The organism is Salmonella sp. SJTUF14076, assembly GCF_015534835.1.
GTDB classification, from domain to species: Bacteria; Pseudomonadota; Gammaproteobacteria; order Enterobacterales; family Enterobacteriaceae; genus Salmonella; species Salmonella enterica.
The window spans coordinates 2874126-2895817 of sequence record NZ_CP064674.1 but is presented as its reverse complement, the minus strand read 5'-3'; the positions used below and the strand labels follow the sequence as shown (position 1 = coordinate 2895817).

The window sequence follows — 21692 nt, the reverse complement described above, 5'->3', positions numbered from 1 at the left end:
TCAATACCGTAAAGGAGTGAAGCATGAAACGATATATACTGGCTACCGTGATAGCATCTCTTGTTGCAGCCCCGGCAATGGCGCTGGCCGCTGGCAACAATATTCTCAGCGTACATATTCTCGATCAGCAAACAGGCAAACCGGCGCCCGGCGTGGAGGTGGTACTGGAGCAGAAAAAGGATAACGGATGGACGCAATTAAACACCGGGCATACCGACCAGGATGGACGTATTAAAGCACTGTGGCCCGAAAAAGCTGCCGCGCCGGGGGATTATCGCGTTATTTTTAAAACCGGCCAGTATTTTGAAAGTAAAAAACTGGACACGTTTTTCCCGGAGATTCCCGTCGAGTTTCATATCAGCAAAACGAATGAGCACTATCATGTGCCGCTGTTATTAAGTCAGTATGGTTATTCAACCTATCGCGGGAGCTAATTTAGAGCCTATCCCATTAGGGCTATTTTACTTGCCATTTTGGACCTGGGCAGTGCTCGCCAAAACGCGTTAGCGTTTTGAACGCCGCTAGCGGCGGCCCGAAGGGCGAGCGTAGCGAGTCAAACCTCACGTACTACGTGTACGCTCCGGTTTTTGCGCGCTGTCCGTGTCCAAACTGGCTGCGCCAATAACGCCTGGTGGGATAGGCTCTTAGATTGTATTAATCGCCGCGATTTATGGCGAGCAAACATCGCGGCGGGAATAAAAATCTTCAGCGTATCGACTCTTCTCCCACAAGCGGTGGTTATCCCGCTTGTGGGCATGAGTGACGGTTAAACAGGCGCTTCCATCTCAAGTCTGACCGGATGAAAACGGCGTTTGAAATAAATCAGGCCATGCCCATCCTGGCTAAGGATAATATTTTTGATCGCCACCAGATACACCAGATGCGTGCCAATGGTTTGTACCTCGCTGATCTCGCCTTCAAGACCGGCCAGCGCGCCGTTAAGTACCGGCTGGCCCAGCGGCCCGTTTTGCCAACATGGCTGGTGAAAACGCTCCTCCATCGCCATCCCCGTCATACCGGCAAAGTGGCGCGCCATCAGCTCCTGCTCATGGTTAAGTACATTAATGCACAGCCTGCCGTTACCCTGAAAAACGGGGTTCATGGCGCTATTGGCATTAATACATACCATTACGGAGGGCGGCGTATCGGTGACGGAACAGACCGCTGTTGCGGTGATACCGCAGCGTCCGGCGTGACCCGCCGTGGTTACGATGTTGACCGCTGCCGCCAGACTTGCCATCGCATCGCGAAAACGCAGACGTTGTTCATCTACTTGCATGAGAACCTCCTGCCGCGTTATTTCAGCAGCTTATCCAGTTGATTGATGTCGTCGTTATTGTGCAAATGCGAAACCGTCCAGCCATTCTGATCGTATTCGGAGAGGCAGCGATCGACCATTGCCATCATCTTATCCATATTGCCGGAGCTCTGGGCCTGACGCAGGCACTGCAAACGAATTTCATCCTGGCTGCCCGAGTAGTTAATCTCGTACAGCTCATGGCGACCGCCAAACTCGCTGCCGATGGCATCCCACATCAATTTAAGAATTTTGATACGTTCAACATGATCCATTCCGTTAGAGCCGCGTACGTATTTCGCCAGGTACTGGTCGATTTGCGGATTATTCAGATCGCGGGCGCTGGAAGGCAGGTAAATCAGGCCGCTGGTAACGTTACGTTCAATAATATTTTTAATTTTCGCGTAGGCCATTGGGGCCATCACACGATAGGTTTGCAGCGCGGCGTGGTCCGGTAGCCAGGCGCCGTTTACCCACGGGGTTGCTTCAGAACACATAGAATCGCTCAATGCCCAGAACATATTGCGCCAGGCCACGACTTCGCCGAGATCGGCCTGCACGCCCCGGAACTCTACGGTACCTGTACATTCGAGCGATTTTTTCAGCAGCGCGGTAATGAAATCAAGTTTAACCGCCAGACGAACACAGGCTTGCAGTGGATACATACGGGCAAAGCCGCCTTCCATCGTCCAGCGACGACAACGATCGAAATCACGGTAAATCAACACGTTTTCCCACGGGATCAACACCTTGTCCATCACCAGAATGGCATCGTTTTCATCAAAGCGGCTGGAGAGTGGATAATCAAACGGCGAGCCCGTCGCGCCCGCGACCATTTCATACGAGGCGCGCGAAATAAGTTTTACGCCTTCGGCATCCATTGGCGCGACAAACATCAGAGCAAAATCCGGGTTTTCGCCCATCACCTGGGCTGAGCCGAAACCAATCATGTTGTAGTGAGTCAGGGCGGAGTTAGTGGCGACGACTTTCGCCCCGCTGACAATAATCCCGGCGTCCGTCTCTTTCTCCAGCTTGATATAGACGTCTTTCACTTCGTCGGCAGGTTTGTGGCGGTCAATGGGCGGGTTGACGATAGCATGGTTAAAGTACAGGCCGGTCTCCTGAATACGGGTGTACCAGTTGCGGGCGTTCTGCTCAAACTGGCCGTAGAAGGCTGGGTTAGCGCCCAGAGCGCAGCCAAAGGCGGCTTTGTAATCCGGTGTGCGTCCCATCCAGCCGTAACTCAGGCGTGACCACTCGGCGATAGCATCACGCTGTTGGCGCAGATCGTCTGCGCTTTTCGCCACGCGGAAAAATTTATGCGTATAACCGCCGCTGCCGGTATCGGTATTCCAGCACAGGGTATCTTGCATCGACGGTTTATGTAATGCGTCATACAGTTGTGCGACAGAGGCTGCGGCATTGCGGAATGCCGGGTGTGTCGTAACATCTTTAACGCGTTCGCCGTAAATATAAATTTCCCGCCCGTCCTGCAGGCTTTTTAAATACTCTTCGCCCGTTAACGGACGCTTGTTATCAGTACGAAAATCTTCAGGTTTCATTGCGGCCTCTTCCTCGTTAATCGGAATGTTTTGTTAATAATATGTTTCTTATTTGTTGTTCAATTGAATAGGCAGAAGCGTAAACTGTGAAGAGACTTTCAGGACAACGGCGGGTACTTTTCAGATGAACGTCGAAGAAGAAAAGTAAAATGCGATCGCCGTCAACGTTGTAAGCGGGAGGGGATTCCCGTGTCGGCGGCGTGGGAAGGTAAGAATACTATGCTTCCGCTTCGCTATCAGGATGCTGGCGTCCCAGAGCAATAAGATCGTCCAGCAGCAGCATCAATTGCTGTGTTTTTTCGGGCGTGAAATCGGCCTCAATTTTTCGATAAGCCTCTTCTACCTCGCTCCGGGCACGGGCGTACAACGTTTGTCCCTGCTCCGTCAACATGACATATAACTTACGCTGATCGTTAACCGGCTTGAGTCGCAACACCAGTCCGTCTCGCTCCATGCGCGTCAATATTCCGGTCAGACTTGGACGCAAAATACAGGTACGAAAGGCCAGCTCGTGAAAATCCATAGAGGGGCTATCGGCCAGGATTCGCACAATGCGCCATTGCTGGTCGGTCAGATTGTGGCTTTTAACGATGGGGCGGAAATAGGTCATTGCCGCTTCGCGCGCCTGAAGCAAGGCGATGGTTAATGAATCATGCATAAGCGTTTCTCTTTTGCAGAATTATTAATACCTGAATAATCGTGTTTACCGATGTGAGCTATGACATCTGTTTTATGTCCAAAGTTTAACAGAAACAAAGGGTTTTATTTAACTCTTTGATATATATGTATTTAATAATAAATTTGTGAAAATATTGTTAATCACATCACAAATACTTTACTTCAGCTTGCTAAATGTACAGCAAAAGCATAAATCTAATCATTAATATATTAATGAAATCACAGCCCGTTAAATCGGCCTGAGGAGTTTATGTATGAAGGGTACTGTTTTCGCCGTTGCGTTAAACCATCGCAGCCAGCTTGATGCCTGGCAAGAGGCTTTCTCTCAGCCTCCCTATAATGCGCCGCCTAAAACCGCAGTGTGGTTCATCAAGCCGCGTAATACGGTGATTCGTTACGGCGAACCCATTCCTTATCCGCAGGGAGAAAAGGTACTGAGCGGCGCGACAGTGGCGCTCATCGTGGGGAAAACCGCCAGCCGGATACGCCCTGAAGCGGCGGCGGACTATATCGCCGGGTATGCGCTGGCTAACGAGGTCAGCCTGCCGGAAGAGAGCTTTTATCGCCCGGCGATTAAAGCGAAATGTCGCGATGGCTTTTGCCCGTTGGGTGAAATGGCGCCGCTGAGTGATGTGGATAACCTCACCATTATCACTGAAATCAACGGACGAGAAGCGGACCACTGGAATACTGCCGATTTACAGCGTAGCGCCGCACAACTGCTTAGCGCGTTAAGTGAGTTCGCTACGCTTAACCCTGGCGATGCGATCTTACTCGGTACGCCGCAGAATCGCGTTGCGCTGCGTCCCGGCGATCGGGTGCGTATTCTGGCGAAAGGTTTACCCGCTCTGGAAAATCCGGTTGTCGCAGAAGATGAATTCGCCCGCCACCAGACGTTTACGTGGCCGCTGTCAGCGACGGGTACGTTATTTGCGTTGGGGTTGAACTACGCCGATCACGCCAGCGAGCTGGCATTTACGCCGCCGAAAGAGCCGCTGGTATTTATCAAAGCGCCAAACACCTTTACCGAACATCACCAAACGTCGGTGCGCCCGAACAACGTCGAATATATGCACTACGAAGCCGAGCTGGTCGTGGTGATTGGCAAAACGGCGCGTAAGGTGAGCGAAGCCGAAGCCATGGAGTATGTGGCCGGTTACACCGTCTGTAACGACTACGCGATCCGCGACTATCTGGAAAACTACTACCGTCCGAATCTGCGGGTAAAAAGCCGCGACGGCCTGACGCCGATAGGCCCGTGGATTGTGGATAAAGAGGCGGTTTCTGATCCGCACAACCTGACGTTACGCACCTTTGTCAACGGTGAGCTGCGGCAGGAAGGGACGACCGCCGATCTGATCTTCAGCATCCCGTTCCTGATTTCTTATCTGAGCGAATTTATGACGTTGCAACCGGGCGACATGATTGCCACCGGTACGCCGAAAGGGCTGTCCGATGTGGTGCCGGGGGATGAAGTTGTCGTTGAAGTAGAAGGCGTGGGTCGCCTGGTTAACCGAATCGTCAGTGAGGAGAGCGCAAAATGAAGAAAATAAATCATTGGATTAACGGCAAAAACGTTGCAGGTAACGACTACTTCCAGACCACTAACCCGGCGACCGGTGACGTGCTGGCGGAAGTGGCCTCCGGCGGTGAAGCAGAAGTGAACCAGGCTGTCGCGGCGGCCAAAGAGGCGTTCCCGAAATGGGCCAACCTGCCGATGAAAGAGCGCGCGCGCCTGATGCGTCGCCTTGGCGATCTGATTGACCAGCATGTGCCGGAAATCGCGGCGATGGAAACCGCCGACACCGGTCTGCCTATTCACCAGACTAAAAACGTGCTGATCCCGCGCGCCTCGCATAACTTCGAATTCTTCGCCGAAGTGTGCCAGCAGATGAACGGCAAGACCTATCCGGTTGACGATAAAATGCTCAATTATACGCTGGTGCAGCCCGTCGGCGTCTGCGCGCTGGTGTCGCCGTGGAACGTGCCGTTTATGACCGCGACCTGGAAAGTCGCGCCGTGCCTGGCGCTGGGTAACACCGCGGTGCTCAAAATGTCCGAGCTGTCGCCGCTGACTGCCGACAGGCTGGGCGAGCTGGCGCTGGAGGCAGGAATTCCGGCAGGCGTGCTGAACGTGGTGCAGGGCTATGGCGCGACGGCGGGCGATGCGCTGGTACGCCACCATGACGTGCGTGCGGTGTCGTTTACCGGCGGTACCGCCACTGGTCGCAATATCATGAAAAATGCCGGCCTGAAAAAATACTCGATGGAGCTGGGCGGCAAATCGCCGGTGCTGATTTTTGAAGATGCCGACATTGAGCGCGCGCTGGACGCCGCGCTGTTCACCATCTTCTCGATCAACGGCGAACGCTGCACCGCCGGGTCGCGCATCTTTATCCAGCAGAGCATTTACCCTGAGTTCGTGAAGCGCTTTGCCGAACGCGCGAATCGCCTGCGTGTCGGCGATCCGACCGACCCGAACACCCAGGTCGGCGCGCTGATTAGCCAACAGCACTGGGAAAAAGTCTCCGGTTATATCCGCCTCGGCATTGAAGAGGGCGCAACGCTGCTGGCGGGCGGTGCGGAAAAACCCACTGACCTGCCTGCGCATCTGAAAGGCGGTAACTTCCTGCGCCCAACCGTGCTGGCCGATGTCGATAACCGTATGCGCGTCGCGCAGGAAGAGATCTTTGGGCCAGTTGCCTGCCTGCTGCCATTCAAAGACGAAGCGGAAGGGTTACGCCTGGCGAACGACGTGGAATACGGTCTGGCCTCTTATATCTGGACCCAGGACGTGAGCAAAGTGTTGCGCCTGGCGCGTGGGATTGAAGCCGGCATGGTCTTCGTCAACACCCAGAACGTCCGCGACCTGCGCCAGCCGTTCGGCGGCGTGAAAGCCTCCGGTACCGGGCGCGAAGGCGGCGAATATAGCTTCGAAGTGTTTGCGGAAATGAAAAACGTCTGCATCTCAATGGGCGACCATCCTATCCCAAAATGGGGAGTTTGATATGGGCAAGTTAGCGTTAGCAGCAAAAATTACCCACGTGCCGTCGATGTATCTTTCTGAACTGCCGGGAAAAAACCACGGTTGCCGTCAGGCAGCCATTGATGGGCATATTGAAATTGGCAAGCGTTGCCGCGAAATGGGCGTTGACACCATTATCGTATTCGACACCCACTGGCTGGTGAATAGCGCTTATCACATTAATTGTGCCGACCATTTCCAGGGCGTCTATACCAGCAACGAATTGCCGCACTTTATTCGCGACATGACCTATGACTATGACGGTAATCCGGAGCTCGGCCATCTGATCGCCGACGAGGCGGTCAAACTGGGCGTGCGCGCTAAAGCGCACAACATCCCGAGCCTGAAGCTGGAGTATGGCACGCTGGTGCCGATGCGCTACATGAACAGCGACAAGCACTTCAAAGTGGTCTCCATCTCGGCGTTCTGTACTGTTCATGACTTTGCCGACAGTCGCAGACTGGGCGAAGCCATTCTCAAGGCGATTGAGAAATATGACGGTACCGTAGCGGTATTCGCCAGTGGTTCTCTGTCGCACCGTTTTATTGACGACCAACGGGCGGAAGAGGGGATGAACAGCTACACCCGCGAGTTCGATCATCAAATGGATGAGCGCGTGGTCAAGTTGTGGCGCGAAGGCAAATTCAAGGAGTTTTGCACCATGTTGCCGGAGTACGCCGACTACTGCTACGGCGAAGGCAACATGCACGACACGGTCATGCTGCTGGGAATGCTGGGTTGGGACAAATACGACGGCAAGGTGGAGTTCATCACCGACCTGTTCGCCAGCTCCGGTACTGGCCAGGTGAACGCTGTTTTCCCGCTGCCTGCGTAAGGGGTGTTTATGCCGCACTTTATTGCTGAATGTACTGAAAATATTCGCGAGCAGGCTGATTTACCCGGCCTGTTCAGCAAGGTAAACGAGGCGCTGGCCGCCAGCGGGATTTTCCCCATCGGCGGTATCCGCAGTCGCGCCCACTGGCTGGATACCTGGCAGATGGCTGACGGTAAGCATGATTACGCGTTTGTGCATATGACGCTGAAAATCGGCGCCGGGCGCAGCCTGGAGAGCCGTCAGGAAGTCGGCGAAATGCTGTTTGGGCTGATTAAAGCCCACTTCGCCGACCTGATGGAGAACCGCTATCTGGCGCTGTCGTTTGAGATTGCCGAGCTACATCCGACGCTCAATTACAAACAAAACAACGTACACGCGTTATTTAAATAGCACACTCTTTCGCCCGGTGGCGCTGCGCTGACCGGGTCTACAAAAAAACGATGCACGAAGCAATACCGAACCGTAGGCCGGGTAAGACGCACCCGCGTCGCTACCCGGCGCAGCAGCACCGAATGACGTAACAGGAAGCAACTATGCTCGATAAACAGACCCATACCCTGATCGCCCAGCGACTTAATCAGGCTGAAAAACAGCGTGAACAGATTCGCGCAGTGTCGCTGGATTATCCCAACATCACTATTGAAGATGCCTATGCCGTACAGCGTGAATGGGTCAATATCAAGATTGCCGAAGGGCGCACGCTCAAAGGCCACAAAATCGGCCTGACCTCAAAAGCGATGCAGGCCAGCTCGCAAATCAGCGAACCGGATTACGGCGCGCTGCTTGACGATATGTTCTTCCATGACGGCGGCGATATCCCCACCGACCGTTTTATCGTCCCGCGTATTGAAGTGGAGCTGGCGTTTGTGCTGGCGAAACCGCTGCGCGGCCCTCACTGCACGCTGTTCGACGTCTACAACGCCACGGATTATGTGATTCCGGCGCTGGAACTGATTGACGCCCGCAGCCACAACATCGACCCGGAAACCCAGCGTCCGCGCAAAGTGTTCGACACCATTTCCGACAACGCCGCCAACGCCGGGGTGATCCTCGGTGGTCGCCCCATCAAACCAGACGAGCTGGATCTGCGCTGGATCTCCGCGCTGCTCTATCGCAACGGCGTGATCGAAGAAACCGGCGTCGCCGCAGGCGTGCTGAATCATCCGGCCAACGGCGTGGCGTGGCTGGCGAACAAGCTTGCCCCCTACGATGTCCAGCTTGAAGCCGGGCAGATCATCCTCGGCGGCTCGTTCACCCGCCCGGTGCCGGCGCGCAAGGGCGACACCTTCCATGTCGATTACGGCAACATGGGCGCGATCAGTTGCCGGTTTGTGTAAGGAAAAAACGATGAAAAATGCTTTCAAAGACGCGTTAAAAGCGGGGCGTCCGCAAATCGGTTTGTGGCTGGGGCTTGCCAACAGTTACAGCGCTGAACTGTTAGCGGGCGCCGGCTTTGACTGGCTACTGATTGACGGTGAACACGCGCCAAACAACGTGCAGACGGTGTTGACCCAGTTGCAGGCGATTGCGCCTTATCCCAGCCAGCCGGTGGTGCGTCCGTCATGGAACGATCCGGTACAGATTAAGCAACTGCTCGACGTCGGCGCGCAAACGCTGCTGATACCGATGGTGCAGAATGCCGATGAAGCGCGAAACGCCGTGGCGGCTACGCGTTATCCGCCTGCCGGTATTCGCGGCGTGGGCAGCGCGCTGGCGCGGGCATCGCGCTGGAATCGCATTCCGGACTATCTCCACCAGGCCAACGACGCTATGTGCGTACTGGTGCAGATTGAAACGCGTGAGGCGATGAGCAATCTGGCGTCAATTCTCGACGTGGATGGCATTGACGGCGTGTTTATTGGCCCGGCGGATCTCAGCGCCGATATGGGCTTTGCCGGCAATCCGCAGCACCCGGAAGTGCAGGCGGCGATTGAGAACGCCATCGTGCAGATACGCGCGGCGGGGAAAGCGCCGGGGATTCTGATGGCCAATGAAGCACTGGCGAAACGTTATCTGGAACTGGGGGCGCTATTTGTCGCCGTCGGCGTTGACACCACGCTGCTGGCGCGCGGCGCGGAGGCGCTGGCGGCGCGCTTTGGCGCAGAAAAAAAACTGTCCGGCGCGTCCGGCGTCTATTAAGCCTGGCCCGGTAAGCGCAGCGCTACCGGGCAACCGTAGTACCCTACAAAATTCCCATCAGAGGAAAAAAAATGAGCGACACATCATCTGCACTTCCGGAAAGCCCCGAGTCTGTCCGTTCGCACAACGCGCTCAGCACGGGTCAACAAACCGTCATAAATAAACTGTTCCGCCGACTGATCGTATTTTTATTCGTGTTGTTTATCTTCTCGTTTTTAGACCGTATCAACATCGGTTTTGCCGGGTTGACGATGGGGCAGGATCTGGGGTTAAGCGCCACCATGTTTGGCCTTGCCACGACGCTGTTTTACGCCACCTACGTCATTTTCGGCATTCCCAGCAACGTGATGTTGAGCATCGTCGGCGCCCGCCGCTGGATTGCGACCATTATGGTGCTATGGGGCATTGCATCTACCGCCACGATGTTCGCGGTGGGACCGAAAAGCCTGTATGTGCTGCGAATGCTGGTGGGCATTACCGAAGCGGGCTTTTTGCCAGGAATATTGCTCTATTTAACCTACTGGTTCCCGGCATTTTTCCGCGCCCGCGCCAACGCATTATTTATGATTGCCATGCCGGCCACTACCGCGTTGGGGTCGATTGTCTCCGGCTATATTTTATCGCTGGACGGCATATTCAATCTGCATGGATGGCAGTGGTTATTCCTGCTGGAGGGATTTCCGTCAGTTTTGTTAGGCATTATGGTCTGGTTTTACCTGGATGATACTCCGGCAAAAGCCAAATGGCTGACGGCAGAGGATAAAAAATGTTTGCAGGAGATGATGGATAATGACCGCCTGACGCTGGTTCAGCCGGAGGGGGCCATCAGCCATAACGCCATGCAGCAGCGTAGTCTGTGGCGCGAAGTATTCACGCCAATTGTACTGATGTATACGTTGGCCTATTTTTGCCTTACCAATACGCTTAGCGCCATTAGTATCTGGACGCCGCAAATCCTGAAAAGTTTTAATGAAGGCAGTAGCAATATCACCATCGGCCTGCTGGCGGCGATCCCGCAGATTTGTACTATTCTGGGCATGATTTACTGGAGCCGCCATTCGGACAAACATCAGGAACGTAAACATCACACGGCGTTGCCATTCCTGTTTGCCGCCGCGGGCTGGCTGCTGGCGTCGGCGACCGACCATAACTTGATCCAGCTCCTGGGGATCGTGATGGCATCCACGGGTTCCTTTAGCGCGATGGCGATCTTCTGGACCACGCCGGATCAGTCGATCAGTTTACGCGCCAGGGCAATAGGCATTGCGGTCATCAATGCCACCGGCAATATTGGCTCCGCGCTTAGCCCGTTTATGATTGGCTGGCTAAAAGATATCACCGGTAGCTTCAATAGCGGACTCTGGTTTGTCGCTTCTCTGTTAGTCGTCGGCGCCGCCATTATCTGGCTCATTCCCATGAAAGCATCGCGTCCGCGCGCCACCCCTTGAGGAGAAACTATGTGCCAACGTGCGATCGCCAATATTGATATCAGCAAAGAGTATGACGAAAGCATGGGCAGTAACGATGTGCATTATCAGTCGTTTGCTCGTATGGCGGATTTCTTTGGTCGTGATATGCAGGCGCATCGCCACGACCAGTTTTTTCAAATGCACTTTCTTGATACCGGGCAGATTGAGCTACAGCTCGACGATCATCGCTATTCGGTGCAGGCGCCGCTATTTGTGCTTACGCCGCCCTCGGTGCCGCATGCTTTTATTACCGAATCGGATAGCGATGGTCATGTTCTGACGGTACGCGAAGAGCTGGTTTGGCCGCTGCTGGAAGTGCTTTATCCCGGCACCAGAGAGGCCTTCGGCCTGCCGGGAATCTGCCTGTCGCTGGCGGATAAACCCAACGAGCTGGCGGCGCTCAAACATTACTGGCAGCTAATTGAGCGGGAGTCCACGGAACAACTGGCTGGCTGCGAACATACCCTGGTGCTACTGGCGCAGGCGGTATTTACCTTGCTGTTGCGTAATGCGAAGCTGGACGATCACGCCGCAACCGGGATGCGCGGTGAACTGAAACTTTTTCAGCGCTTTACCCTGTTAATTGACAACCACTTCCATCAGCACTGGACGGTGCCCGATTATGCCTGCGAGTTGCATATTACCGAATCTCGTTTGACCGATATTTGCCGACGTTTTGCTAATCGCCCGCCTAAACGCCTGATTTTTGATCGGCAATTACGCGAGGCGAAACGACTGCTGCTTTTTTCCGACAATGCTGTCAACGAGATCGCCTGGCAATTAGGTTTTAAAGATCCGGCTTATTTCGCCCGTTTCTTTAATCGCCTTGCTGGCTGTTCTCCTTCGCAGTTTCGCCAACGTGAAGTTCCCTCTTTTCTCAACTAAGAAGAGTAAAAACATGATGAAAAAAAGCGTCGCTATGCTGGCGGTTTGTATGCTGGCGCAAAGCCACCTTGCCATTGCTGCCGGTACTCCTGCGCCTCAAGAGATCAACATTGTTTTACTGGGCACCAAAGGCGGGCCTTCTTTGCTCAATACAGCCAGACTACCGCAAGCGACGGCGCTCACTATCGGCGATAAAATATGGCTGATAGATGCCGGCTACGGCGCCAGTCTGCAACTGGTGAAAAACGGCATTCCACTGCGCAACATCAATACTATTTTGCTTACCCATCTGCACAGCGACCACATACTGGATTATCCTTCCTTGCTGATGAATGCCTGGGCAAGTGGTCTGCAAGACCATACCATACAGGTGTATGGCCCGCCGGGAACCCAGGCGATGACGAAGGCTAGCTGGAAGGTCTTTGACAGGGATATCACGCTACGCATGGAAGAAGAGGGGAAACCCGATCCGCGCAACCTGGTTAAGGCGACCGATATTGGCCAGGGCGTCATCTATAAAGATGAACTGGTTACAATAAGCGCGCTGAAAGTGCCTCATTCCCCTTTTCCGGACGGTGAAGCGTTTGCTTACCGTTTTGATACCCAGGGTAAGCGAATCGTCTTCTCTGGCGATACGTCCTGGTTTCCGCCGCTTGCAACGTTTGCCCAAGGGGCGGATATCCTGGTACATGAGGCGGTACATGTCCCTTCGGTAGCAAAACTGGCTAATAGTATTGGCAACGGAAAAACGCTGGCTGAAGCGATTGCGTCGCATCACACCACGATTGAAGATGTCGGTAAGATTGCTCGCGAGGCCCACGTGAAAAAACTGGTGTTAAGTCATCTGGTGCCTGCGACGGTTGCGGATGACGTCTGGCAACAGGAAGCCATGAAAAATTACCCGGGCCCTGTCATTGTCGGTCATGACAATATGACGATAAGCGTACCGTAAGTATCAGGGCAGGGGTAAACCCACGGGCTGACATGATGTCAGCCCGTTATGCTTTTGGCGATCAGCATAACGCGCAGAGCTTTTGTCTAAAACATTATTTTTTCTAAACACTACTTGCTGATTTTTATGCACAATAAAGGTAAGATGATTGCTCTGGTGAAATATCACTAAATAAGAATGTCACGGATGGAATTTATACAGTGTTAAAAGCAATGCGTTTCTTTGTCTGCCGGCCATCAGTAATATCCTCTGTACCGGCTCCTCGTTGCCAAAGTGAAGGTTAGATTAAACGAATCAAAAAATATCCGAACTGTACAATTTTTATATCAAACATATTTAACTGCAAAATACTGCAAACGTGCGCGAATACACTTAATCAGTAGTATGGCTAATGCATACTTTATTTCCTAAACTTTCTTATTATCTATTTGAATATTTCTGGTTAAACCAAATGGACAAACGGATACCAGACACTCGAAAGGATAACTGCAGGCTTCTGGTTTAGGATTGCAGTTACCAGGACAGTGGCTATTTTCTTTAAGCGATTTCCATAGAACAGGATTAAACCTGGTAACGTTGTAAACAGTAACGGGATAAAGTTTATCGTTTATTAAGACCCCCTTATTAAAGGGGATGATAATGCTACCTGGAGGCATGTAAACATCTGCCTGATACCATAAGGTCAATCTAAGATTTTTTAGGCTATGTATGCATGAGAACGACACTCCGGTAGAGGGACTTATAACTGTATCAACGACCTTCCATTCCATTACAGAAACCTTTTAAGTGAAATAGTCAATGGTGTAAATTACATTTTCCGCAAGCCTATTCAGGATAGATGAAAATCGGAGAAACATAACTCGTTGAAAACGATCGTTTTTTATTGACCACTCTATTTATATTGATTTTTTAATAAGTTATTTATTTTATGCTCTTATTTTGTTTACATTCTATTACATTTTTGTATTTTATACGTGGTGTAAATATTGTGCGGTAGTGGATGTTATAACGCTCAATTATTAAACTGTAAGTGACTGTTGTATTTCTTATTTATAAATACCGCAACCTGTAAGCGCAGCGGTACATTTTACCCGGCATTGACAGGGAGAAGGTACGTATCAACCAGAGAGTACAAAACAGTGAAAGAATATATTCTTCAGGCAATAAATGATCGCTAACGTGTAAAAATAACCGACGTATCTAAAAAATGTGAACGTGTGGCTGGTCTTTATTTAAACGATGATCTTCGCAATGGCGCATTAATGGCTGACATTGGCGGTTCGTTGATCGGGTTGTGCGCGGTGAAAGGCTATATTTCTTCCGTTGCGGGAAGTATGTCAGAGGCATTCTGGTATTATACCGGGTGCATGTAAATCCGGGGTGGGCAGAAAGCCCACCCTCGGTTTATTGCCTTTATCGTGGATTAGGGATGCGAGATAAAGCGAGAAAGGCGTTGCAGCAGTAACCGATTTTCTTCGCGCAGCCGCGAATTCTCTTCCAGCAGCGTTAACGCGACCGCGATCCCAGGCCAGTCGAGCGCCAGCTCCTCGCGTAAGCGTAGCGCGCGTTGTACCACGCTCGCTGCGCGATCGTCGAATTGCCAGTCGGCGTTATCGTTTTCGTAAGGCTCAATTACGCCAAGTCCGACGATTTCGTTTAGCTCCTCTTCCGTCACGCCGGTGTGCAAACAAAATTCGGTGATGGTAAAGGTGACAGTGATGTTAGCCATTATGCTTTCCCCCATTGCTGGCGTGGGTCAAAGGACGACTGCGCGTCCGCCAGTTGTTGCCACAGGGCAGCTGTTTTCTCGTCAGGTTTCGGCGGCATAACGATTTTGATGATGGCATAGAGATCGCCAGTGTGCTTTTTACTGGCTAATCCTTTTCCTTTGATACGCAGCCGCTGACCAGCCTGGCTGCCGGGGGGAATGGTCAGCAAAATACGCTCTTTAAGCGTTGGCACAGACACCTTAGCGCCGAGCGCCGCCTCCCATGGGGCAAGCGGAAGGACGACTTCCAGATCCTGATTGACGATATCAAAGAGCGGATGCGGGGCAATATGGATAACGAGCCATAAATCGCCATTAGGTCCGCCGTTTTCCCCCGGCGTGCCCTGGCCTTTCAGTCTGATTCGTTGCCCGTTGCTGACGCCAGCCGGGATTTTCACATTCAATGTCTTGGGAATTTCCCGCTCCACCAGGCCGAACGCGTTATAAACGGGGACGGAATAGCTAATCGTACGCTGGTGCTCTTCCAGCGTTTCTTCCAGGAATACCGCCACTTCAATTTCGATATCATGACCGCGTGCGGCGTGGCGGTGATGCGAATGGCGACCGTGCTGACCAAAAATAGACGAGAAAATATCATCAAAATCTTCAGCGTTATACGGTTGGCCTTCGTGTTGCTGGAACTGGCGATTAAATTGTGGATCGTTACGGTGTTGCCATAACTGGTCATACTCGGCCCGCCGTTGCTCATCACTCAGCACTTCCCATGCTTCAGCAACCTCTTTGAAACGGGCTTCGGCATCGGGTTCTTTGCTGACATCTGGATGGTACTTGCGGGCCAGTCGGCGATAGGCGGTCTTAATCGTCTTGAGATCGTCCGTCGGTTTCACGCCCATAATGGCGTAATAATCCTTAAGTTCCATAGCATCATCTCGCTAAATCAATACATACAGAAGGGACCCCAAAAAGGTTTCTCCACTAAGTGTAGGGTAAACCTGAAAAGTGCGTATGAAAACACCAGTTATATCATTAGTAAGAATAAATTACGTTGTTCGACTATCAGAAGGTTGCGCAGCGCGCCGACATAACTTTACAGGGGAAAGGTTGCCAAAACCGCGCCAGTGGCTAAGATAACTCGCGTTAAACAGTGAGGGCGCAATGGCGAAACAACAACGGATGGGCTGGTGGTTTCTTTGCCTTGCATGTGTCGTGGTAATGGTTTGTACCGCGCAACGCATGGCGGGCCTGCACGCCTTGCAGATGCAGGCGACGGCCTCTGCTGCGGTGGTCAGCGCTCCCTCCTCGACAGATGACGGCTCGCCGGTCACTCCCTGCGAATTAAGCGCCAAGTCGCTGCTGGCGGCGCCTCCAGTACTCTTTGAAGGCGCTATCCTTGCGCTTTGTCTACTGCTTTCCTTACTGGCGCCTGTCCGGGTCATGCGCCTGCCGTTTTCGCCTCCACGGGCTATTTCGCCGCCCACATTACGGGTACATCTACGATTTTGTGTCTTCCGTGAATGACAGACCGGTTATTGCTAACGGTTAATTACTCATTCACGGAGAAAAAATATGATGATTTTGTTCAGGCGGATACTGTTCTGCCTGTTATGGCTTTGGCTGCCCGTCTCCTGGGCGGCGGAAAGCGGCTGGCTGCGTTCGCCCGATAACGACCATGCCAGCATACGGCTACGTGCCGATACGTCCGCTAACGGTGAGACCCGGCTGTTGCTTGACGTCAAACTGGAAAACGGCTGGAAAACCTACTGGCGCGCGCCGGGGGAAGGGGGCGTGGCGCCCTCTATCGCCTGGAAAGGCGACATGCCTGAGGTAAGCTGGTTCTGGCCAACCCCCTCGCGCTTTGATGTGGCGAATATCACCACCCAGGGATATCACGACGAGGTGACCTTTCCGATGATCGTGCGCGGTACGCCGCCGGCGACCTTGCGCGGCGTGTTGACGTTATCAACCTGCAGCAAGGTTTGTCTGTTGACCGATTACCCCTTTTCCGTGACGCCCACTGTGCAGAATGCCGATTTTGCCCATGACTATGCGCGGGCGATGGGTAAAGTTCCGCTCCGCAGTGGACTAACGGACTCGCTTGACGTCGGCTATCGCCCGGGAGAACTGGTGGTCACTGCTACGCGAGCGGCGGGCTGGTCATCGCCCGGGCTCTATCTTGACACCATAGATGACGTCGATTTTGCGAAGCCTCGCCTGCGCGTAGAGGGCGACAGGTTACAGGCGACGGTGCCGGTGACGGACAGTTGGGGCGAAAAGGCGCCCGATTTGCGCAACAAATCGCTGACCCTCGTGTTAGCCGATGGCGCTATCGCCCAGGAGAGCACGCAAACCATTGGCGCTGCGCCAGCACAAACGCCGGACAATGCGGCGCTACCTTTCTGGCAAGTTGTAATGATGGCGCTGATCGGCGGACTGATTCTTAATTTAATGCCCTGCGTACTGCCGGTTCTGGGCATGAAACTTGGCTCTATTTTATTGGTAGAGGAAAAAAGCCGCTCTCACATCAGGCGACAATTTTTGGCTTCGGTCGCCGGTATCATTGCGTCATTTATGGCGCTGGCGGCGTTTATGACCCTCCTTCGCCTGTCAAACCATGCGCTGGCCTGGGGAGTCCAGTTCCAGAATGCATGGTTTATTGGTTTTATGGCGTTGGTGATGTTGTTGTTTAGCGCCAGCCTGTTCGGGCTTTTTGAGTTCAGGCTTCCCTCATCTATGACCACGAAACTGGCCACTTACGGCGGTAACGGTATGTCGGGACATTTCTGGCAGGGGGCATTCGCCACGCTGCTGGCGACGCCTTGTAGCGCGCCGTTTCTGGGCACGGCGGTCGCGGTGGCGCTCACGGCGTCGCTGCCGACGCTGTGGGGGCTGTTCCTTGCGCTTGGCCTGGGAATGAGCGCGCCGTGGCTACTGGTCGCGATACGACCAGGGCTTGCGCTACGTTTACCGCGCCCCGGGCGCTGGATGAATGTCCTGCGCAGGATCCTCGGTCTGATGATGCTGGGGTCGGCTATCTGGCTGGCGACGTTACTCCTGCCGCATTTCGGCTTCACTGCGTCAAAGAGCGCGCAAGACACGGTTCAGTGGCAACCGTTGAGTGAACAGGCAATCCAGTCGGCGCTGGCGCAGCATAAGCGGGTATTTGTCGATGTCACTGCGGACTGGTGTATTACCTGTAAAGTGAATAAATACAACGTCCTGCAAAAAGAGGATGTACAGGCTGCCTTGCAACAGCCGGATGTTGTGGCGCTGCGGGGAGACTGGACGCTGCCGTCCGATGCCATTACAGATTTTCTGAAAACGCGTGGCCAGGTCGCCGTGCCGTTTAATCAGGTATATGGCCCCGGCTTGCCGGAAGGGGAGGCATTGCCCACTTTGCTGACCCGCGATGCGGTATTACAAACGTTGAAAAAAGCGAAAGGAATAACCCAATGAAATACATGATTGTTTTGCTGCTGGCGCTGTTTTCGACGCTAAGCATCGCGCAAGAAACCACTCCTTTTACGCCGGATCAGGAAAAGCAGGTTGAAAATCTGATCCATGCGGCGTTGTTTAACGATCCTGCCAGCCCGCGGATAGGCGCTAAACACCCTAAGCTGACGCTGGTGAACTTTACGGATTACAACTGCCCGTACTGCAAACAGCTCGATCCGATGCTGGAAAAGATTGTGCAGAAATATCCTGACGTTGCGGTCATTATTAAACCGCTGCCATTCAAAGGAGAGAGCTCCGTACTGGCGGCGCGTATTGCGCTGACCACCTGGCGCGATCATCCGCAACAGTTCCTCGCGCTACATGAAAAACTCATGCAAAAGCGCGGTTACCATACGGATGACAGTATTAAACAGGCCCAGCAGAAAGCAGGGGCTACGCCAGTGACGCTGGATGAAAAAAGCATGGAAACGATACGCACTAATTTGCAGTTGGCAAGGCTGGTCGGCGTGCAAGGAACGCCAGCGACGATCATTGGCGACGAGCTGATTCCGGGCGCAGTGCCCTGGGATACGCTGGAAGCGGTGGTGAAAGAAAAACTGGCGGCTGCCAATGGCGGGTAAACTGCGGCGTTGGCTGCGTGAAGCCGCGGTTTTTCTGGCGCTCCTCATCGCGATAATGGTGGTCATGGACGTCTGGCGCGCGCCGCAGGCGCCTCCGGCGTTTGCCACGACACCATTACGTACGCTGACGGGAGAGTCGACAACTCTGGCGACATTGAGCGAAGAACGCCCCGTACTGCTCTATTTTTGGGCCAGCTGGTGCGGGGTATGCCGCTTTACTACGCCTGCGGTCGCTCGCCTGGCGGCGGAAGGGGAAAACGTCATGACCGTTGCGCTCCGCTCCGGCGATGACGCTGAGGTTGCCCGCTGGCTGGCGCGCAAGGGCGTTGACTTCCCGGTCGTCAATGATGCTAACGGCGCCTTATCCGCTGGCTGGGAAATCAGCGTGACGCCAACGCTGGTGGTGGTTTCACAAGGTCGGGTTGTGTTCACCACCAGCGGCTGGACCAGCTACTGGGGCATGAAGCTTCGGCTATGGTGGGCAAAAACGTTTTGAATATGCGCCGGGGTTTCCCGGCGCTAACGCGTTTACTGTAAGAAAAACCCCCGTTTTGCGAAATCGTTCCCGGAAAAATGATCCATTTCTGTCACACTCAGAACGATTTGATAACAACAAGAGGTCATAGGGATGAAAAAATCATTACTCGCTGTTGCTGTGGCAGGGGCTGTTTTGTTGTCATCCGCCGTACAGGCGCAGACAACGCCGGAGGGTTATCAATTACAACAGGTGCTGATGATGAGCCGCCATAATCTGCGGGCGCCGCTGGCGAATAATGGCAGCGTACTGGCGCAGTCGACGCCGAACGCCTGGCCGGAGTGGGACGTTCCCGGCGGGCAACTGACGACGAAAGGCGGCGTGCTGGAAGTCTATATGGGACATTACACACGTGAATGGCTGGTCGCGCAGGGGCTGATACCGTCGGGAGAATGTCCGGCGCCCGACACGGTATATGCCTATGCGAATAGTTTGCAGCGCACCGTCGCCACCGCGCAATTTTTCATTACCGGCGCTTTCCCCGGCTGTGATATTCCTGTTCATCATCAGGAAAAAATGGGCACTATGGACCCTACCTTCAATCCGGTGATTACCGATGATTCCGCCGCATTCCGGCAACAGGCCGTACAGGCGATGGAAAAGGCGCGTAGTCAGCTACATCTTGATGAGAGTTATAAACTGCTTGAGCAGATAACGCATTATCAGGACTCGCCGTCCTGCAAAGAGAAGCATCAGTGTTCGCTAATCGACGCGAAAGATACCTTCAGCGCGAACTATCAGCAAGAGCCTGGCGTGCAGGGGCCGCTTAAAGTAGGGAACTCGCTGGTGGATGCGTTTACCCTGCAATATTACGAGGGGTTTCCGATGGATCAGGTCGCCTGGGGCGGGATCCACACCGATCGGCAGTGGAAGGTGCTGTCAAAACTGAAAAACGGCTATCAGGACAGCCTGTTTACCTCACCCACGGTGGCGCGCAATGTCGCTGCGCCGCTGGTGAAGTATATCGATAAGGTGCTGGTTGCCGAGCGCGTTAGCGCGCCGAAGGTTACCGTGCTGGTGGGGCATGATTCCAATATCGCGTCGCTGCTGACGGCGCTGGATTTTAAACCCTATCAGCTCCATGACCAGTATGAGAGAACGCCGATTGGTGGTCAGCTTGTCTTCCAACGCTGGCATGACGGTAACGCTAACCGGGATTTGATGAAAATCGAGTATGTCTACCAGAGCGCCCGGCAGTTACGTAATGCGGAAGCGTTAACGCTCAAATCGCCTGCGCAAAGGGTAACGCTGGAACTGAAAGGATGTCCGGTGGATGCGAACGGCTTCTGTCCGCTGGATAAGTTTGATAACGTCATGAACACTGCCGCAAAATAGCCGTATGCCCCCGCGCAGGCGGGGGCGTTTGTGTTATACGTTTTTACGTTCGATGATTTGTTCGCCCCAGAAGAGCGAGTCTTTGTCCGTTTTCTCAAAGGCTTTGATCAGCACCTCATCGCTACCTTCTTCCCATATTTTTTCTGCCAGTTTCTCGTCATAGTGAGCGACTTCAAAAATGGCTTCGGCAATTTCCGGCGACGTATTACGCAGGCTTGCCCATTCGCCGACGCGGTGCGCTTTTGCTTCTTGAGTTGGCATTCGAATCCTCCTGTTGAAGATTAGCCGTTGAGTTTGACTGCCAGACCGGCGACGTATTCCCCCTGATAGCGAGCGATAGAGAGTTCCTCCTGGCTTGGTTGACGTGAACCGTCGCCTCCGGCGATAGTCGTTGCGCCGTAAGGCGTGCCGCCGCGAACCTGGGAGACGTCAAACAGTTCCTGTGCGGCATAGCCTATCGGGACAATCACCATCCCATGATGGGCAAGCGTAGTCCAGGTCGAGGTGATGGTCTGCTCCTGGCCGCCGCCCGTTCCGGTAGAACTGAACACGCTGCCGAGCTTGCCGTATAGCGCGCCGGATGCCCACAGTCCACCGGTTTGATCCAGGAAGGTACGCATCTGGCCTGACATATTGCCAAACCGGGTTGGCGTACCAAAAATAATGGCATCGTAATCCGCCAGCTCCTGTGGGGTGGCAACCGGTGCGTTTTGCGTTTTACCGCCAGCTTTTGCGAAGATTTCAGGCGGCATTGTTTCTGGCACACGCTTTATAATGACCTCTGCGCCGTCGACTTTCTTTGCCCCTTCTGCCACCGCGTGCGCCATGGTTTCAATGTGTCCGTACATGGAATAATAGAGCACCAGAATCTTTGCCATTTGTACTACTCCTCAGATTAATCAGGTGTGTAGCGATTCGCTACGTCTATTTAAAGATATGCCCTCCTGTGAAGAGTGCAAATTTCAGCGCCATTTCTTTGATTTATAACAATAATTAATTTGGCGGCCTTTGTTGCAAAATGATACATTTTTAAGCGCTTTGATTTTTCCAAATATAAGAATAACTTATTTATTTCTCATGGTTATTATTCTGCATATTCGGCTTCCGATGTTGCAGAATATTTCGGTAAGCGGCCTACCACGGCGTTTTTCACTATGCTTAATTTTACGCGGCGTTAC

The 21692-nt window shown here is 53.3% G+C and carries 23 protein-coding genes; 15 read left to right on the top strand and 8 right to left on the bottom strand.

Annotated elements, in window-relative coordinates; genetic code table 11:
- Positions 1–23 precede the first annotated feature (23 nt).
- Positions 24–434 carry a hydroxyisourate hydrolase gene (hiuH, locus tag HU143_RS14215; protein ID WP_000833188.1) on the top strand — a complete coding sequence of 137 codons (411 nt, stop codon included), beginning with the start codon at positions 24–26 and terminating at the stop codon, positions 432–434.
- A gap of 332 nt (positions 435–766) precedes the next feature.
- Here the strand turns inward: hiuH and HU143_RS14210 are convergent, their stop codons facing one another.
- The 3 genes from HU143_RS14210 to hpaR form a co-directional block, all read right to left on the bottom strand.
- Positions 767–1279, bottom strand: coding sequence for a 4-hydroxyphenylacetate 3-monooxygenase reductase subunit (locus HU143_RS14210; protein WP_001195556.1), 513 nt, complete (start codon positions 1277–1279; stop codon positions 767–769).
- Positions 1280–1296: 17 nt separating this feature from the next.
- A complete protein-coding gene (gene hpaB / locus HU143_RS14205) occupies positions 1297–2859 on the bottom strand; it encodes a 4-hydroxyphenylacetate 3-monooxygenase, oxygenase component (protein ID WP_000801496.1) in 1563 nt (520 codons plus the stop codon).
- 217 nt (positions 2860–3076) lie between these two features.
- Positions 3077–3517, bottom strand: coding sequence for a homoprotocatechuate degradation operon regulator HpaR (hpaR, locus tag HU143_RS14200; protein ID WP_000543921.1), 441 nt, complete (start codon positions 3515–3517; stop codon positions 3077–3079).
- Positions 3518–3791: 274 nt separating this feature from the next.
- Between hpaR and hpaG the strand changes: the two genes are divergently transcribed.
- From hpaG to HU143_RS14155, 9 genes are all read left to right on the top strand, one after another.
- Positions 3792–5081, top strand: a complete 1290-nt coding sequence (gene hpaG / locus HU143_RS14195) for a 4-hydroxyphenylacetate degradation bifunctional isomerase/decarboxylase (protein WP_023227208.1) — start codon at positions 3792–3794, stop codon at positions 5079–5081.
- Positions 5078–6544: a 5-carboxymethyl-2-hydroxymuconate semialdehyde dehydrogenase gene (gene hpaE / locus HU143_RS14190; RefSeq protein ID WP_000723524.1), complete on the top strand. Its 1467-nt coding sequence runs from the start codon at positions 5078–5080 to the stop codon at positions 6542–6544. Before hpaG ends, hpaE begins: the two co-directional genes overlap by 4 nt.
- Position 6545: 1 nt before the next feature.
- Positions 6546–7397, top strand: a complete 852-nt coding sequence (hpaD, locus tag HU143_RS14185; protein WP_000516978.1) for a 3,4-dihydroxyphenylacetate 2,3-dioxygenase — start codon at positions 6546–6548, stop codon at positions 7395–7397.
- Positions 7398–7406: 9 nt separating this feature from the next.
- Entirely contained in the window at positions 7407–7787 is a 381-nt protein-coding gene (locus tag HU143_RS14180; RefSeq protein WP_001119849.1) for a 5-carboxymethyl-2-hydroxymuconate Delta-isomerase, read from the top strand.
- A gap of 143 nt (positions 7788–7930) precedes the next feature.
- Entirely contained in the window at positions 7931–8734 is an 804-nt protein-coding gene (hpaH, locus tag HU143_RS14175) for a 2-oxo-hept-4-ene-1,7-dioate hydratase (protein WP_000884795.1), read from the top strand.
- Between the two features lie 10 nt (positions 8735–8744).
- Positions 8745–9536, top strand: coding sequence for a 4-hydroxy-2-oxoheptanedioate aldolase (gene hpaI / locus HU143_RS14170; RefSeq protein ID WP_000785061.1), 792 nt, complete (start codon positions 8745–8747; stop codon positions 9534–9536).
- Positions 9537–9607: 71 nt separating this feature from the next.
- Positions 9608–10984, top strand: a complete 1377-nt coding sequence (gene hpaX, locus HU143_RS14165) for a 4-hydroxyphenylacetate permease (RefSeq protein WP_001285795.1) — start codon at positions 9608–9610, stop codon at positions 10982–10984.
- Positions 10985–10993: 9 nt separating this feature from the next.
- Positions 10994–11890 carry a 4-hydroxyphenylacetate catabolism regulatory protein HpaA gene (hpaA, locus tag HU143_RS14160; protein ID WP_000336602.1) on the top strand — a complete coding sequence of 299 codons (897 nt, stop codon included), beginning with the start codon at positions 10994–10996 and terminating at the stop codon, positions 11888–11890.
- Between the two features lie 13 nt (positions 11891–11903).
- Positions 11904–12842, top strand: a complete 939-nt coding sequence (locus tag HU143_RS14155; protein WP_023227207.1) for an MBL fold metallo-hydrolase — start codon at positions 11904–11906, stop codon at positions 12840–12842.
- Positions 12843–13249: 407 nt separating this feature from the next.
- Here HU143_RS14155 and HU143_RS14150 read toward each other — a convergent pair whose 3' ends face one another.
- The 3 genes from HU143_RS14150 to cbpA all read right to left on the bottom strand — a co-directional run bounded on the left by HU143_RS14150 (position 13250) and on the right by cbpA (position 15491).
- Positions 13250–13612 (bottom strand): anti-adapter protein IraM, encoded by a 363-nt coding sequence (locus HU143_RS14150; protein WP_001537781.1) that lies wholly within the window; start codon positions 13610–13612, stop codon positions 13250–13252.
- Between the two features lie 653 nt (positions 13613–14265).
- On the bottom strand, positions 14266–14571 hold the full coding sequence (cbpM, locus tag HU143_RS14145; RefSeq protein ID WP_023227206.1) for a chaperone modulator CbpM: 306 nt from the start codon (positions 14569–14571) through the stop codon (positions 14266–14268).
- On the bottom strand, positions 14571–15491 hold the full coding sequence (gene cbpA, locus HU143_RS14140; RefSeq protein ID WP_000420603.1) for a curved DNA-binding protein: 921 nt from the start codon (positions 15489–15491) through the stop codon (positions 14571–14573). The genes cbpM and cbpA overlap by 1 nt, the downstream gene beginning before the upstream one ends.
- Before the next feature lie 235 nt (positions 15492–15726).
- Here cbpA and HU143_RS14135 point away from each other — a divergent pair, with 235 nt between their 5' ends.
- From HU143_RS14135 to agp, 5 genes are all read left to right on the top strand, one after another.
- Positions 15727–16089, top strand: a complete 363-nt coding sequence (locus HU143_RS14135) for a copper resistance protein (protein ID WP_001118902.1) — start codon at positions 15727–15729, stop codon at positions 16087–16089.
- A 48-nt stretch (positions 16090–16137) separates the two neighbouring features.
- Positions 16138–18024 carry a protein-disulfide reductase DsbD family protein gene (locus HU143_RS14130; RefSeq protein ID WP_023227205.1) on the top strand — a complete coding sequence of 629 codons (1887 nt, stop codon included), beginning with the start codon at positions 16138–16140 and terminating at the stop codon, positions 18022–18024.
- Entirely contained in the window at positions 18021–18644 is a 624-nt protein-coding gene (locus HU143_RS14125) for a DsbA family protein (RefSeq protein WP_051129230.1), read from the top strand. The genes HU143_RS14130 and HU143_RS14125 overlap by 4 nt, the downstream gene beginning before the upstream one ends.
- On the top strand, positions 18634–19140 hold the full coding sequence (locus tag HU143_RS14120) for a protein disulfide oxidoreductase (protein WP_000907530.1): 507 nt from the start codon (positions 18634–18636) through the stop codon (positions 19138–19140). The genes HU143_RS14125 and HU143_RS14120 overlap by 11 nt, the downstream gene beginning before the upstream one ends.
- A gap of 132 nt (positions 19141–19272) precedes the next feature.
- A complete protein-coding gene (agp, locus tag HU143_RS14115) occupies positions 19273–20514 on the top strand; it encodes a bifunctional glucose-1-phosphatase/inositol phosphatase (protein ID WP_023227203.1) in 1242 nt (413 codons plus the stop codon).
- Between the two features lie 33 nt (positions 20515–20547).
- Here the strand turns inward: agp and HU143_RS14110 are convergent, their stop codons facing one another.
- Positions 20548–20775: a YccJ family protein gene (locus HU143_RS14110; protein WP_001143125.1), complete on the bottom strand. Its 228-nt coding sequence runs from the start codon at positions 20773–20775 to the stop codon at positions 20548–20550.
- A 20-nt stretch (positions 20776–20795) separates the two neighbouring features.
- Entirely contained in the window at positions 20796–21392 is a 597-nt protein-coding gene (gene wrbA / locus HU143_RS14105) for an NAD(P)H:quinone oxidoreductase (RefSeq protein WP_001062898.1), read from the bottom strand.
- Positions 21393–21692 lie beyond the last annotated feature (300 nt).

What these genes read in the sequence shown, in the direction of transcription:
- hpaE (WP_000723524.1), top strand. Translation starts at nt 5,078, where the DNA reads ATGAAGAAAATAAATCATTGGATTAACGGCAAAAACGTTGCAGGTAAC.
- hpaX (WP_001285795.1), top strand. Translation starts at nt 9,608, where the DNA reads ATGAGCGACACATCATCTGCACTTCCGGAAAGCCCCGAGTCTGTCCGT.
- HU143_RS14110 (WP_001143125.1), bottom strand. Translation starts at nt 20,775, where the DNA reads ATGCCAACTCAAGAAGCAAAAGCGCACCGCGTCGGCGAATGGGCAAGC.
- HU143_RS14120 (WP_000907530.1), top strand. Translation starts at nt 18,634, where the DNA reads ATGGCGGGTAAACTGCGGCGTTGGCTGCGTGAAGCCGCGGTTTTTCTG.
- hpaG (WP_023227208.1), top strand. Translation starts at nt 3,792, where the DNA reads ATGAAGGGTACTGTTTTCGCCGTTGCGTTAAACCATCGCAGCCAGCTT.
- HU143_RS14135 (WP_001118902.1), top strand. Translation starts at nt 15,727, where the DNA reads ATGGCGAAACAACAACGGATGGGCTGGTGGTTTCTTTGCCTTGCATGT.
- hiuH (WP_000833188.1), top strand. Translation starts at nt 24, where the DNA reads ATGAAACGATATATACTGGCTACCGTGATAGCATCTCTTGTTGCAGCC.
- HU143_RS14155 (WP_023227207.1), top strand. Translation starts at nt 11,904, where the DNA reads ATGATGAAAAAAAGCGTCGCTATGCTGGCGGTTTGTATGCTGGCGCAA.
- HU143_RS14130 (WP_023227205.1), top strand. Translation starts at nt 16,138, where the DNA reads ATGATGATTTTGTTCAGGCGGATACTGTTCTGCCTGTTATGGCTTTGG.
- HU143_RS14210 (WP_001195556.1), bottom strand. Translation starts at nt 1,279, where the DNA reads ATGCAAGTAGATGAACAACGTCTGCGTTTTCGCGATGCGATGGCAAGT.
- wrbA (WP_001062898.1), bottom strand. Translation starts at nt 21,392, where the DNA reads ATGGCAAAGATTCTGGTGCTCTATTATTCCATGTACGGACACATTGAA.
- hpaB (WP_000801496.1), bottom strand. Translation starts at nt 2,859, where the DNA reads ATGAAACCTGAAGATTTTCGTACTGATAACAAGCGTCCGTTAACGGGC.
- HU143_RS14150 (WP_001537781.1), bottom strand. Translation starts at nt 13,612, where the DNA reads ATGGAATGGAAGGTCGTTGATACAGTTATAAGTCCCTCTACCGGAGTG.
- cbpA (WP_000420603.1), bottom strand. Translation starts at nt 15,491, where the DNA reads ATGGAACTTAAGGATTATTACGCCATTATGGGCGTGAAACCGACGGAC.
- agp (WP_023227203.1), top strand. Translation starts at nt 19,273, where the DNA reads ATGAAAAAATCATTACTCGCTGTTGCTGTGGCAGGGGCTGTTTTGTTG.
- HU143_RS14125 (WP_051129230.1), top strand. Translation starts at nt 18,021, where the DNA reads ATGAAATACATGATTGTTTTGCTGCTGGCGCTGTTTTCGACGCTAAGC.
- cbpM (WP_023227206.1), bottom strand. Translation starts at nt 14,571, where the DNA reads ATGGCTAACATCACTGTCACCTTTACCATCACCGAATTTTGTTTGCAC.
- hpaD (WP_000516978.1), top strand. Translation starts at nt 6,546, where the DNA reads ATGGGCAAGTTAGCGTTAGCAGCAAAAATTACCCACGTGCCGTCGATG.
- hpaI (WP_000785061.1), top strand. Translation starts at nt 8,745, where the DNA reads ATGAAAAATGCTTTCAAAGACGCGTTAAAAGCGGGGCGTCCGCAAATC.
- hpaH (WP_000884795.1), top strand. Translation starts at nt 7,931, where the DNA reads ATGCTCGATAAACAGACCCATACCCTGATCGCCCAGCGACTTAATCAG.
- hpaA (WP_000336602.1), top strand. Translation starts at nt 10,994, where the DNA reads ATGTGCCAACGTGCGATCGCCAATATTGATATCAGCAAAGAGTATGAC.
- hpaR (WP_000543921.1), bottom strand. Translation starts at nt 3,517, where the DNA reads ATGCATGATTCATTAACCATCGCCTTGCTTCAGGCGCGCGAAGCGGCA.
- HU143_RS14180 (WP_001119849.1), top strand. Translation starts at nt 7,407, where the DNA reads ATGCCGCACTTTATTGCTGAATGTACTGAAAATATTCGCGAGCAGGCT.